Raw genomic sequence first — 12,827 nt, forward strand, 5'->3', positions numbered from 1 at the left:
GTTGGATGCCGTTCATTGGCCTGGTCGGGATATAGTATTGCCGCTTATTATATCCCATGATTTTGCGGGGTGCAAGGGTAATTCCTGTTTGACATTAATCCTTGCTCTTTGATAGGATTATTACTAATTTAAAGTATTCAGGCTTGAGATCAGGTGCATCTTGCATATATTGTGAAATGAACGGAAGAGGTGGAGAAATGGGCAAAATAGTTGTGATCAACGGAACGCCGTCTCTGGTATCGCGGATCAACGCGGTTATTGAATATGCGGAGGACGATTTACGCGGGCGCGGGTTTGAGGTGGAGCGCATTAATGTCGCTGAGCTGCCGGCGGAGGATTTGATCCATACCAAGTTTGAAAGTGAAGCAATCGTCAAAGCCAATGGTCTTGTAGCCGAAGCAGAAGCAGTAATCGTGGTTAGTCCAGTGTATAAAGCGTCCTACACAGGGGTGCTCAAGACCTTCCTCGATTTGATCCCGCAAAAAGGGCTGGCCGGCAAAATCGTGCTCCCGCTCTTTATGGGCGGCAGCCTGGCACATTTGCTCACCATAGACTACGCACTGAAGCCGGTATTGTCCGTGCTCGGCGCGCGGCATATTCTAGGCGGCGTATATGCCGTGGACTCACAGGCTGTGCGGAGTGATCAGGGGATAGTTGAACTGGCCGAGGAACTCAAGCTGCGGCTGAACAGCGTACTGGTGGAGCTGGCGGAAGAGACTGCGCATAAAGCGGCCCGCAAGGCCGGAGAGTAACCGGCTGCGCTAACTATGCCTCTCGTACTATAATACCAAAGAGCTCCTTTTATCCGGTGGATAGAAGGAGCTCTTTTATATTGGTAAGGTTACGCGGTGTTAAAAATCTTGATTGGTGTATCTTCCTGTAGTAGGGTGGATTTTAGCGAATTTAGCATAATCAATACTGGCTACGATAGTATTCCTCCTAAAATGTGGTGCTTCCCGGCACTTATCAAGCATTTTGTAACAAATGCTTATTATATTAAATAGCGTAACGTCACGCAGTATATTTTCTTGGAATACAAAACTTTTCTTGTTTGGAACGTCTATAATTTAGTGTAATTACAAATTATTGGAGGTTAGTTAAGTATGGAAAAAATTTTTCTTTCATTTTTTTTTACTTTAAGTATGCTCTTAACATTTGCTATCCCGCTTTCTGCTGCACCAGCGATTCAATTGGTGATCAATAGTGAGGTTGTTAATTCAGATGCTCCACCCGTTTCCGTCACAGGGCGAACTATGGTTTCTTTAGCTTCCTTAAAGCCGCTGAAACTCAATTTAGTCTGGAATGCTGGTAAGAAAACGGTGACTGTCAATACTCCTGGGACCAAAGACAAGCTTGTACTTACGATCGGTCAAAAAGAAGCTTCTTATGGAGAAAAAACTCTTACTTTGGATATGCCTGCTCAATTGAACAAGAATCGTGTTGTTGTGCCTTTGCGCTTCATCAGCGAAGCCCTTAAAGCAGAGGTGGAGTGGAAGGCGGACAAAAATACTGTCATTATCCGGAGTGCTGATCAAGTAGAAACATATAACAAGCTGTATCAAGGTACGGATTTGGTTGCGGCACGTAAAATCGCTGTAGACCTTCCTTCTAAGGATGAAAATACGCTTCATAATACCGAGGAAGGCGTTTATTATCAGTATATCTTTCCTGAAGGAGAAGCATTGAGATATTATTATGTTGTTGGAAATTTATATACTTACTATGAAATTAAGGATGATGTTAAACATTTAGTTTGGGAAGGTGTAGAAGAAGATTCAGGGGAGAAAACGGAAGAAAAAGGAAAACGGCCGCCGGAAGACAAAACACAATATTATTTTTTACAAGAACGTGTGGATCATAGTGTCACATATGGTAGAGTAGGGGCTGAAAAGTCGGTAACGCAAGCTTTACCCAAAGGTCATACGGTATTAGCGGATATTATTGTACCTATTTCCGGTGAAGTAAGGAAAGATCAAATTAAATAGATTTTTTACTTCATTTTGGACGTCCTGAGCAATAAGGGACGTCCTTTTTTTATGTTTTAAGTTTTCTATTCCGTAAACTTCAGGAAGTTAGTGGGCTGGAGAACAATAGGGAAAGAGCAGTGAAACAGGATCATGCTACTGGACCGCTACTCCCGCCGATAACTAGAGCACCCCGGCCAAGGCGCTCTACGTTCTTGTTATTTGTTTTACGCAGCCCGCGGAGCGTTGTGGGCTGGATCAAAGAAGGACGGAAAGGGCAGGAAACATAGGAGGATTGCACTTTGTGCAGCAGAATTGCCGCGTTTCAGACACTAATCGAATTTGACTGCATTTTGTACAGCAGAATTAAGGCTCATCCGGCTCAAAATGGCTTTTTTCAGGCAATCGACTGCACGAAATACAGCAGATGGTCTTTTTGGGCTGAGATCAGGTTAATCTAGTGCACATTCTGCATTAGATTAGCGTAGCCCGCCATTTCGCCGCACTTACAAATCGTCGAACCCGTTGTCGTCGCCGACTTTGCCGTAATTGCGCGACTTAGCTTCGAAGAAATCGGTTTTGGTGGCGTTCAGCGCTTCGTCGGAGAAAGGCTTGATCCATGGCATGCAGTTGACGTCCACGCCTTTATAGGCTTTTTCCATGCCCATCAGGGTCAGGCGTTTGTTAGCTGTGTATTTGATATAATCGCTCAGCTCGTTCATGTCAATGCCGCGCACGTTGGTGAGTGTGTAGTGACCCCAGTTGGTTTCCAGCTCTACGGCGCGGTCGATGGTGCGGTACACGTAATCCATATTCTCCGGAGTGTTGAGCTCTGGGAAATCCGCGAGCAGCTGCTTGAACACTTCCGCGAAGAAGTAGCAATGCTGGTTCTCGTCGCGCTGGATGTAGGAGATCATCTGGCTGGTTGCCATCATCTTCTGGTCACGGGCCAGATTGTAGAAGAAAGCAAACGTGCTGTAGAAGAAAATCCCTTCCAGAATGAGATCGGCTACCAGCGCGCGGAAAAAGGTTTCTTTCGACGGCTCGTCGCGGAACTCCTGATAAATATCGGAGATGAACTGGTTGCGCTCCAGCAGGACCGGATCATGTTTCCAGTATTCGAAGATTTCCTTCTGCTCGCTGTCCGAAACGATGGAAGAGAGGACGTAGGAGTAGGATTGGTTGTGCACAACCTCCTGCTGTCCGATGATCGCGGAGATCGCCTCCAGGGAAGAGTCGGTAAAATACCGCTTTACGTCGCCCACAAACATGGTCTGCATGGAGTCCAGCACCGCGAGCAGGGAGATGTTGATCTTGAACACACGCTGTTCTTCAGCTTCAAGCATCGGGAACTGCTGGGCGTCCTTGGACATCGGAATTTCATCGGCGATCCAGTGGTTGAGCAGCAGCACCTTGTACAGCTTATACATATGCGGCATGCGGATATCGTTCCAGTTCAGAATGCCCGAGCATTCCCCGTCAATGATGCGGGTAGACATATTCGGCGCTTCTGTATTAAAAATCTTTTGCAGTTGCATTTTGTTTCCCTCCTATATTTTGCACAGCTAACTGGTGAAAGGTTTCCGCCGACATGCCCTCTCGCCGGAAGCGGGCTTCCAAATGGAGAGGGGGAGCAAGCTTCCTGGCTCCTAAGGGGGTAACGGGAAAGTCACCCGGTAATTTTGTATGAATGGTTCTATTTATGCTTATAGAGGGAATTCATGTCGCTATTATGGGCTGTTTATCAAATAGAGCCCTTTTGTGAAAACTTAGCGGGCAGAATTCCTGTTCCTTGTGGGATTTTCAATCCAGGGGCACAGGTAGCGGCAGGAATTCCCGTTATTGATTAAAAATAGGTAAAAAATGGCATACTGCGCATTGAACAAGGAAGAGAAAGCCTGAATTGGTCAACCGCCAATCTTGATATTGGGACAACGTTCGCGCAGCTAACTGGTGAATGCTTACTTTAAAAACCAGCGCTTAGTCACGGAGAGGAAGTTTGGAATTGGAGGAGCGTTAGCGTTCGCCTTTATACTCGGATTTCAACCGTAAATGCGGTATAAATCAAGAAATCTGAGTATAACAGCGGCCGGAGATCTAAACATTCCTCGCAGTGACGGTTATTGCGCTGGGTTTTAAAATTGGAATGAAAGGCTTAGCTCGCGCAAGATTCACACTCTTCTATGGTTAATGCACGGCTCCGCACATAATACGTCGACTTGAGTCCGCCCTTCCAGGCGTTCAGATGCAGGTTCAGGAAATCGGTGGCCTTGATGTCCGGCGTCACGTACAGATTGAAGCTCTGGCCCTGATCGACGTGGCGCTGGCGGGCTGAGGCCATGCGGATCGACCAGTTCTGGTCAATCAGGAACGCCGTTTTGTAGTACCAAATCGTCTTCTCGGACAGATCGGGTGCCGGGTTGGCGATCTTGTAGGTTGTTTTCTCCTCGTAGGAGAGCAGCTCGTACAGAGGATCAATACTGGCTGTGGAGCCGGCGATGATCGAGGTCGAGCCGTTTGGAGCAATCGCGAACATCCAGGCATTGCGTACGCCGTCTTTCGCTACTTCCTGCTGCAGCTCACGCCACTGCTCAGTTGTCACATATTTGCCTTCCTGCTCGCCGCTTGTATAACCGCGCGAGTCGAAGTAGGCTCCGGTATCCCAGTCGGAGCCGGCAAACTTCGGATAGCGGCCCTTCTCGCGGGCCAGCTCCATGCTGGAGCGTACCAACAGATAGTTAATGTGCTCATACAGGTGATTGTTGTATTCCACGGCTTCGTCGGACTCCCAGCGGATGCCCTCCAGCGCCAGCAGGTGATGCAGGCCGAAGGTACCGAGGCCAACTGCACGGTATTGGCTGTTTGTGTACTGCGCCTGCAGCACTTCGATATTGTTAATGTCGATGACGTTGTCGAGCATGCGTACCTGAATCGGCACCAGCCGCTCCAGCACTCCGGCCGGGATGGCGCGTGCCAGGTGGATGGAGTTCAGGTTGCAGACTACGAAGTCGCCGGGAACCTTCGAGATAATGATCCGGGTCTGGCCGTCTTTGGTAACCAGCTCTTCACTCTCAATGACCGTTGGCGACTGGTTCTGCATAATTTCCGTGCACAGGTTGGAGGAAAAGACCATCCCCTGGTGCCGGTTCGGGTTAGAGCGGTTCACTGTATCGCGGTAGAACATGTAAGGTGTGCCGGTTTCCAGCTGTGATTTCATAATCCGCTTCATGATGTCGATGGCCGGAACCGTAATGCGGGACAGCTCCAGATTGGCGGTAGCTTCGGCATATTTGTCGCGGAATGCGCCTTGGCCAAGCTTTTCGTCATAGAAATCCTCAAGGCCGAGTGCGCGGCCGTTCTCATCTTTCCAGCCCATTACCTTCTTCACCTCATGCGGACAGAAAAGGTTCCAGTGGCCGCGCGCTTCTACGGCCTCCATGAACAGATCCGGCAGGCAGACGCCGTGGAACACGTCATGCGCGCGCATCCGCTCGTCGCCGTTGTTCAGCTTCAGGTCGAGGAAGGCGAGAATATCTTTATGGAAGACGTCGAGGTAGACGGCAACGGCACCCTTGCGGGTACCCAATTGGTCGACGCTGACGGCGGTATTGTTCAACTGGCGGATCCATGGGATAACGCCGGAGCTGGTGTTCTTGTGGCCGCGGATATCGGAGCCGCGGGCCCGCACCTTGCCGAGGTAGACGCCGATGCCGCCGCCCATTTTGCTCAGCCGGGCTACGTCGGTGTTGGAGTCGAAGATACCTTCGAGCGAGTCGTCGACGGTGTCGATGAAGCAGCTGGAGAGCTGTCCGGCAACCTTTTTACCAGCGTTGGACATCGTTGGCGTTGCAGCCGTCATATAAATGTTGCTCATCGCCCAGTAGGCTTCTTTGACCAGATCCAGACGTTTCTCTTCCGGCTCTGTGTGCATGAGGAACATAGCGATAATCATATAACGCTCCTGCGGAAGCTCCATCACACGCCCGTCAAAGTCATGGGCCAGGTAACGGTCGGACAGGGTAAGCAAGCCGATGTAATCGAACAGCAGGTCGCGTGTATAATCAATGCAGCTGCCAAGCTCGGCAATCTGTTCTTTGGTGTAGTGGGTCAGAAGTTCTTCACGGTAGATGCCCTTCTTCACCAGATCGGAAATCAGCGGGTACAATTCGCCGTATGGCTCATCCGGGTATGCTTTATAGCGGCGGTTAACTGCGGCTTTTTTGTATAGGGTCGTCAAAAGCGAGCGGGCAGCAGCGAACTTCCAGTCCGGTTCTTCTTTGGTTACGAGCTCAAGGGCGCTCATGGTGAAGGCACTACTGATTTCTTCTCCGCTGACCTCACTCCGGCGAAGCTTGGACTGCACCCCGCGCAGCAAGGTTTCTTTGCTTAATTGCTCAAGGCCGTTCAGGATACGGTCGGCGTAAACGGAGAGGCGGATTTGATCAAAAGCCAATTGGCGGTTGTCGGGTTTCACTACGAGTTCTGGCATAGGGGATTCATCCTTTCGTATTTGGGTTTAATTTTCAATATTAAAAATTGATATATTATAGCGCAGAAAGCGGCCAGGAAATGGCGGCTCAGCCGACATTTCAAAGCTGCCTTCGAAACAGGCGATAGATCGTATCGCGTGCTAGAATCCGAGTCTGCGGAAAACAGAAGCTTAAAGTATACCATGAAATTTATATTTCCAAGAAGCTAAAGTACAGCAGGCTGCCAATGGATGATTTCCTTGCCGGCAAGGCTGGCCGGAATGTCGATAATCCGCTGGTTGCTGCTTCCCCGGTAGGGAAGGGTAGTATCTTTAAGCTCTTCTACAAATCGTCCGTCAATCACTACATGGCACAAGGCCAGCAGATTCCATTCCGGCGAGCCCGGAGAAGCCGTCAGCTCTTCATACGTATAACCGGTATAAATCCAAATTGAGAAATCCGGCAGTACGGCGCGAAGCTCATGGATAAAGCCCGCAGCCTCTTCTGCCGAGAAAAAAGGGTCCCCGCCGGCCAGCGTCAGGCCGTCCAGCAGCGGATTAGCAGCAATTTCAGCGATAATCTCACGCTGCCGCTCCAGGGTGAACACTTCACCGAAATTGAAATTCCACGTTTTCGGATTGAAGCAGCCCGGGCAGCGGTGGCGGCAGCCGCTGAGGAAGAGGACGGCCCGCATGCCCTCTCCCTCATTAATTGATTCCGGGTAGTAGCCGCAAATATTCATAGATGCTTGATGCGGTCTCTTACTTCGGCCTGCTTGGCGGCGTTGAAGCGGGTCTGGTAGTCACCGGTCAAATATCCGGTTACCCGGCGCAGGCGGCGGATATGGGTGTCATGCTCATGCGCGCCGCAGGAAGGGCAGTTCGTGCCGATAACCCCTTCATAGCCGCAGCCGGAGCAGCGGTCAATCGGGTGGTTAATGCTGAAATAGCTGATTTCCTGCTCCAGCGCGTAGCGGATGATTTTGACAAAAGCCGCCGGGTTGCTGCGGGCATTGCCGTTCAGTTCCACATAGGAAATGGCTCCGGCGTTGCAGTACTCATGGAAAGGGGCCTCAAGGCTAATCTTCTTGGCCGCACTGATCTCGTAATACACAGGAATGTGGAAGGAGTTCGTATAATATTCGCGGTCGGTTACGCCGGGAATTGAGCCAAGCACCTTGTGGTCCACCTTGGTGAATTTGCCGGACAAACCTTCGGCAGGTGTTGCAAACAGCGTGATGTTAAGATCAAGTTCTTCGCTCTTGCGGTCGCAGTACTCACGCATATGGCGGACAACGGCGAGTGCTTTGGCATGGACCTCCATGTCCTCGCCATGATGTTTGCCGTACATGGCCTTCATGCACTCCGCCATACCGATGAAGCCGAGCGACAGACTGCCGTGCTTCAGCAGATCGCCTACGCTGTCCTCTGGAGCAAGCTGCTCGCCGCCTTCCCAGACGCCTTCGCGCATCATGAAATCGGAGGCTTTGGCTTTTTGGGCCGCCTGGATCCGGAAACGGTGCAGCAGGCCCTCCAGCGCAATATCCATATAATGATTCAGGTCGTCGTAGAAGCCTTCCTCGTCGGGAGCAAGACGGCGGCCTGTCACAGTGCCGTGAGCAAGGCCTAGACGGACCAGATTAAGGGTGTTGAAGGACAGATTGCCTTTGCCTGAGCAGTGATCGCGTCCGAAACGGTCACCCAGCACCCGGGTGCGGCAGCCCATCGTAGCAAATTCAGTGTCCGGGTCAGCCGGATCATAGTATTGCATGTTGAGCGGAGCATCCAGATTGGCAAAGTTCGGATACAGTCTGCGTGCGGAACATTCGGCTGCTTTAAGAAACAGCTCATAGTTCGGATCGCCCTGCTGCTGGTTGACGCCTTGCTTGCATTTGAAGATTTGGATCGGAAACACCGGTGTTTCTCCGCTGCCGAGGCCGTTCATGGTGGCGGTCAGCAGGGAGCTGATCACAAGCTGGCCTTCGGGGGAGGTGCAGGTGCCATAGTTGATGCTGGTAAAAGGAATCTGTCCGCCGGAACGGCTGGACATCGTATTGAGATTATGTATCATACTCTCTGCTGCCTGTAGTGTTTCGCTTTCGGTCTCTTTCTGCGCAAAGCGGAAGGCGCGCGGGTACTGCTCCGCCAGATCGCTGCGGCTCATTGTGATTTCGCCGAGGTGATCACCGGCTTGTCCTTCTTCAAAGTATTCCAGTCCCTTGCGGAACAGCTTAGCGAAGGATTTGGTCACGTATGGGGCAAGGTCGTAATCCAGTTTATTGGCGGATACGCCGCCGTACTGGGCATTTTGCTGGGATTGGAAAATAATCGCCACCAGCGACATTGCGGTCATAATTGAGTTCGGAGGACGGACACTGCCGTTGCCGGTATTGAAGCCTTCGCGGAGAAGGCGCTCAAACGGGATGAAGATGCAGTTGGTCGTTCCGATGGCGTATTGATCCAGATCGTGGACGTACACGACATTATCCTGAATGGCCTGCACGAGCTGTGGCGGCATCGTGAAGTTGCGGGCATACCACTTGGAATATTCACTGCCGAATTTGCTCATTTTGCCGGAGAAGCTTTCTCCGTTCAAATTGGCATTCTCGCGCAGCAGATCCAAATCCCGGCTGTCGATAATATCCCGTCCCAAATGAATAACTTCCTCCAAAAGAACTTCCTGTGCAGCTTGTCCACCGTTGTACCGTTTCTCCAGCAGCGTCATTGTCTAGCTCTCTCCCCTCGGTATAGTAAGAACGAAGTATATACTTCCTGATAGCAGTAAAAAAGCATCTCCCGCCGAGGAGGCGGGAAATGCCCGAATGCGTACGAAATATCCTTAAAGGATATTTGCCGGTTGTCTTGATGAACATATAAGCAGGGGACAGGGGTAATCTCTGTCCTGTTCTTATATATTCCGCAGAAGCCGATACCTGAGGGCGATAACGGTTTATCGCCTTCAGGTATCGGCAGCCTTGGCTCCTTAAAACACGGGAAGGCTATGTCTGCTTGTGCAGGCCGCATTGCGGACACCTCACCTGGTCCTCGCAGGCATGAATGATGGTGTCGGCGAAACAGGCAGGTCTCCTGGCTTCCGGTGAATCTTCCAGCGCCTTCCCGAGAGCTTTACCGCCCCTCAGTGGCTATTGCCGGTAGACGCTGCTTCGCGGGCTTCAGAAAGCCTGCAGGCATCCGGTTACAGTGGCGGGACCACAGCGGATTTGCACCGCGTTTCCCTATTAAGCTTCAGCTCGCTTGAAAGAGCGAAACACCTGTTTCCACTATATTTTGTTGTCGTTAGATAAAAATAACCCAATATGTTGTGTTTGTAAACCATTTTTTGAAACTCCGCGCGGGGAGCGGGTTCTGCGGTTTTACTCACAAATGATCCACAGTTAGTCCACAGGTAATCCACAAGTTGGGTGCAAAAAGTGTCTGGATAAATTCATAAATTGTCTTAAAAGATGCCACAAAGACTCCATAAATATAGTGAGCGTGACACTGGAATGCCTAACGGAGAAATATGGGGGACGAAGGGTTACGGATGGTGTTAAATCGTGCAACAATCCTCACGGCGATTTGTGGGTGTGCGGCGGAGTTGCTACAATAAGAATAGGCTGAAGACATGTATCAGGAGTTTTAGGCTTATAGTCCGGAATGAGTTACCACGAGGAAGTTTCCATAAAGGGTTTTGCTTTACAGCATATTAAGGAGGGATTCAGGATGGCAATTGGCGAAGTAACCGTAATTCCGATCGGCACAGGCAGCACGAGCCTTAGCAGCTATGTGGCCGATATGCAGCGTGTGCTCAGGGGAGTGGAAGGAATCACTTATGAGCTTACATCCATGGGGACGATTATCGAAGGGCCGATCCCGCGGATTCTCGCTGCCGTAGAAGCGCTGCATGAGTCACCTTTCGCTGCCGGGGCGCAGCGGGTATCCACGTCGCTGAAGATTGATGACCGCCGCGACAAGCCGTCTACAAGCCGCAGCAAGCTGCAGTCCGTTGAACGTAAGCTGGAGGAGAATTGAAGCCCAGATGTTGTAAAAAAAGGTTGCGTTTTTGGCTGGAAGTTGTATAATATTTTTTGTTTGACAGAAAAAATGCTTTAAGCTGGTGTAGCTCAGGGGTAGAGCAACGCACTCGTAATGCGTAGGCCGGGGGTTCAATTCCCTTCACCAGCATCCTTAAAACCTTTGTGTGGCGCGGTTTTCCGGTATTTCGGGGACTGCGCCTTTTATGTTCTTCTACCATTCTTCTACCCTTCATTCGACTAAAGTGGCATTCTGGGTAGTTTCTTCTACCAAAATAGGCTTGCGATCTCCTGTAATGGAGTCACCAATATTCTTTAGTACAGCTTCCTGCAGGTTCGGAAGTACGTGGGAGTATGTGTCCAATGTGACGTTAATCGAAGAATGCCCCAGGCGCTCTTGAACGATCTTAGGATGTATACCGGCCTTCAGCAGTAGCGTGGCGTGAGTGTGCCGAAGATCGTGGAAACGGATGCGTGGGAGATCGATGTATGGTTCACCGGAATCTTTTAGTTTCTCCTGTTCTTTCTGGATTTTTTCAATGATAGCGTAATAATTACGCATAAGGTTCCGGGGATTGACCGGCGTTCCAATTCCACTCTGAACAACCAGACCGCTGTCATTGTACAGTGGATTATCTTTAGCTAATTTATCAATATCTATAAAGTGATTCTCTAGCATATCCACTGTATTTTTAAACAAAGCAATGGATCGCTGACTACTATCATTTTTAGTATCATCAAAGTCATGCCCAACCTCAGCGAGTGTATATGCTTGCCGCACAGAGAGCATATTCTTAGTTAAATCTACATCTTTCCGTCTGACAGCCAGAATTTCGCTTTGACGCATTCCGGTTGATGCCGCAAGCTCGAAAGCTACATGATGCTGATCGTGAGCCGCCTCTTCCAGAAATAGATTAAGCTGCTGCTCATTCCAAACTTCAAATTTCACTTTCTTTCCTTGAGGGAGTGTGACTGCAGTTGCTACGTTTTGCGTAATCTCTCCCCATACTACGGCTCGGTTCAATGCATCCATAATAAGTACATGCGCCTTTTTAATTGAGCCTACTGAAAGTTTCGGCAGTAAAGTTTTGTGATATAGATTATGAAAGTCTTGTGGTTTGAGTCTAACAGCTTGTATGTTACCGAGTGCCGGGATAATATGAGTATTCACAAGCCACTCGTATGACTTCCAAGTATTATATTTTACTGATGTGCGCTTATCTTCCAACCATTTCTCCATGATCTCCCCGAATGTTTTCTTTGTTGGCTCAACATATGTCCCCTTTTGAAAAGCACTTAGAATATCGGGCATGGCTCTTTCTGCATCCTTTTTTCTATCAAAACCACCATCCGGCCCTGATATCCATTTCCGTACCCTCTTGTTAGTCACCTCATGTTTCGTCTCAATTACTATGTAATACTTTTTTCCTTTTTGAGCAATGTGACCTCGCACGTTCTCGCCTCCTTAGGTATTAAAAATTAATAGCATCTTCTAGATCTTCCACAGTTAGAAACAATTTATTGGCGGTATGACCATACCTGGAAGCTATACGCCCCATGTCGATCATTACATATCCAGAGTTGCCCAAAGGGACAGAAAGATCGCTTGGACGAACAATGGCACCATCCCGGATAGAGGCCGGACGAACATCGACGCTTTTAAAGGTTCCATTAACTTCGATATAGAGCGGCTGATTCCACTCAAAGCCTCCGCGCTGCTCAATGACTAGCGTGTGGGGCCTAGATAGATCGTCAAGTCCGTAGACACCTCGAATGATCGGCTCTGTTACTGCTGCGCTTGGCAAGGGTTTTTCATTGGTCGCAGCAGTATATGTAAAAGCGGCCATAAATTCGACGTTAGAAATTCGCTCGCGAATCTGTTTCAGCCGCTGAAGTGCGAATTCCGGAGGGACTTGGAATACTGCTGCAAGTTTCCCAGCGGCTTCATCTTCTACAACCGGGAGTTGCAGTTTTTCAAGCATGAAGAACGGGATCGCAGAGTATAAGCAAAAACGTTCTGCATCGGCTTCCTGCATTTGCCGGAAAAGCCTCGACATTTGACGTTGATCTCCGGCATGACGAAGCACGTGACCAAGTTCGTGAAAGAAAGTTTTACGCTGCTCGTCTCGTTCATCCTGTTGATTGATAACAATCACATATAATTCATTATCAGAAAACGATTTAATGCGTTTTAAATGTACATCTACATTAAATGCATTAGATACTCGTTCTATGGTTAAATCCTCTGGCCTCAAGATAGCCCACGAAAGGTAGTAATCCTCAATCGTTTGCTCCAACGGAGTTTTGAAGTATTTGGATAAGTTCATATTGAATTCCTCCATTTAGCGCACATATGTTCTG

General features: G+C 49.5%; 9 protein-coding genes, 1 tRNA gene and 1 riboswitch. Of the genes, 4 read left to right on the plus strand and 6 right to left on the minus strand.

All coding sequences use genetic code 11. The features are described 5' to 3' along the window. Positions 1 to 197: 197 nt before the first annotated feature. A complete protein-coding gene (gene ssuE, locus MHI45_RS21020; RefSeq protein WP_076113859.1) occupies positions 198 to 752 on the plus strand; it encodes an NADPH-dependent FMN reductase in 555 nt (184 codons plus the stop codon). Between the two features lie 351 nt (positions 753 to 1,103). Continuing rightward, positions 1,104 to 1,985: a copper amine oxidase N-terminal domain-containing protein gene (locus MHI45_RS21025; RefSeq protein ID WP_076113858.1), complete on the plus strand. Its 882-nt coding sequence runs from the start codon at positions 1,104 to 1,106 to the stop codon at positions 1,983 to 1,985. Between the two features lie 485 nt (positions 1,986 to 2,470). Here the strand turns inward: MHI45_RS21025 and MHI45_RS21030 are convergent, their stop codons facing one another. The 4 genes from MHI45_RS21030 to MHI45_RS21045 form a co-directional block, all read right to left on the minus strand. After that, entirely contained in the window at positions 2,471 to 3,502 is a 1,032-nt protein-coding gene (locus MHI45_RS21030) for a ribonucleotide-diphosphate reductase subunit beta (RefSeq protein ID WP_076113857.1), read from the minus strand. 617 nt (positions 3,503 to 4,119) lie between these two features. Continuing rightward, on the minus strand, positions 4,120 to 6,453 hold the full coding sequence (locus MHI45_RS21035; protein WP_076113856.1) for a ribonucleoside-diphosphate reductase subunit alpha: 2,334 nt from the start codon (positions 6,451 to 6,453) through the stop codon (positions 4,120 to 4,122). A 206-nt stretch (positions 6,454 to 6,659) separates the two neighbouring features. Then, positions 6,660 to 7,175, minus strand: a complete 516-nt coding sequence (gene nrdG / locus MHI45_RS21040; RefSeq protein WP_038585284.1) for an anaerobic ribonucleoside-triphosphate reductase activating protein — start codon at positions 7,173 to 7,175, stop codon at positions 6,660 to 6,662. Beyond that, positions 7,172 to 9,157: an anaerobic ribonucleoside triphosphate reductase gene (locus MHI45_RS21045; protein ID WP_340895155.1), complete on the minus strand. Its 1,986-nt coding sequence runs from the start codon at positions 9,155 to 9,157 to the stop codon at positions 7,172 to 7,174. The genes nrdG and MHI45_RS21045 overlap by 4 nt, the downstream gene beginning before the upstream one ends. 335 nt (positions 9,158 to 9,492) lie before the next feature. Continuing rightward, a riboswitch (cobalamin riboswitch) is annotated at positions 9,493 to 9,723 on the minus strand. Between the two features lie 432 nt (positions 9,724 to 10,155). On the opposite strand from MHI45_RS21045, the gene MHI45_RS21050 reads away from it, so the two are divergent. Continuing rightward, positions 10,156 to 10,464 (plus strand): MTH1187 family thiamine-binding protein, encoded by a 309-nt coding sequence (locus MHI45_RS21050; protein WP_038585290.1) that lies wholly within the window; start codon positions 10,156 to 10,158, stop codon positions 10,462 to 10,464. 81 nt (positions 10,465 to 10,545) lie between these two features. Beyond that, positions 10,546 to 10,617: transfer RNA gene (locus MHI45_RS21055), tRNA-Thr, on the plus strand. Between the two features lie 81 nt (positions 10,618 to 10,698). On the opposite strand, the gene MHI45_RS21060 is transcribed toward MHI45_RS21055, so the two are convergent. Further along, complete coding sequence (locus MHI45_RS21060; protein WP_341119358.1) at positions 10,699 to 11,919, minus strand: site-specific integrase; 1,221 nt, start codon at positions 11,917 to 11,919, stop codon at positions 10,699 to 10,701. Between the two features lie 19 nt (positions 11,920 to 11,938). Then, the gene (locus MHI45_RS21065; RefSeq protein ID WP_341119359.1) at positions 11,939 to 12,793 is read right to left on the minus strand and encodes an ImmA/IrrE family metallo-endopeptidase; all 855 of its coding nucleotides are present in this window, start codon (positions 12,791 to 12,793) and stop codon (positions 11,939 to 11,941) included. Positions 12,794 to 12,827 lie beyond the last annotated feature (34 nt).

The organism is Paenibacillus sp. FSL H3-0321 (assembly GCF_038002865.1).
In the GTDB taxonomy this organism is placed as follows: domain Bacteria; phylum Bacillota; class Bacilli; order Paenibacillales; family Paenibacillaceae; genus Paenibacillus_AQ.

What these genes read in the sequence shown, in the direction of transcription:
- MHI45_RS21045 (WP_340895155.1), bottom strand. Translation starts at nt 9,157, where the DNA reads ATGACGCTGCTGGAGAAACGGTACAACGGTGGACAAGCTGCACAGGAA.
- MHI45_RS21065 (WP_341119359.1), bottom strand. Translation starts at nt 12,793, where the DNA reads ATGAACTTATCCAAATACTTCAAAACTCCGTTGGAGCAAACGATTGAG.
- nrdG (WP_038585284.1), bottom strand. Translation starts at nt 7,175, where the DNA reads ATGAATATTTGCGGCTACTACCCGGAATCAATTAATGAGGGAGAGGGC.
- ssuE (WP_076113859.1), top strand. Translation starts at nt 198, where the DNA reads ATGGGCAAAATAGTTGTGATCAACGGAACGCCGTCTCTGGTATCGCGG.
- MHI45_RS21050 (WP_038585290.1), top strand. Translation starts at nt 10,156, where the DNA reads ATGGCAATTGGCGAAGTAACCGTAATTCCGATCGGCACAGGCAGCACG.
- MHI45_RS21025 (WP_076113858.1), top strand. Translation starts at nt 1,104, where the DNA reads ATGGAAAAAATTTTTCTTTCATTTTTTTTTACTTTAAGTATGCTCTTA.
- MHI45_RS21030 (WP_076113857.1), bottom strand. Translation starts at nt 3,502, where the DNA reads ATGCAACTGCAAAAGATTTTTAATACAGAAGCGCCGAATATGTCTACC.
- MHI45_RS21035 (WP_076113856.1), bottom strand. Translation starts at nt 6,453, where the DNA reads ATGCCAGAACTCGTAGTGAAACCCGACAACCGCCAATTGGCTTTTGAT.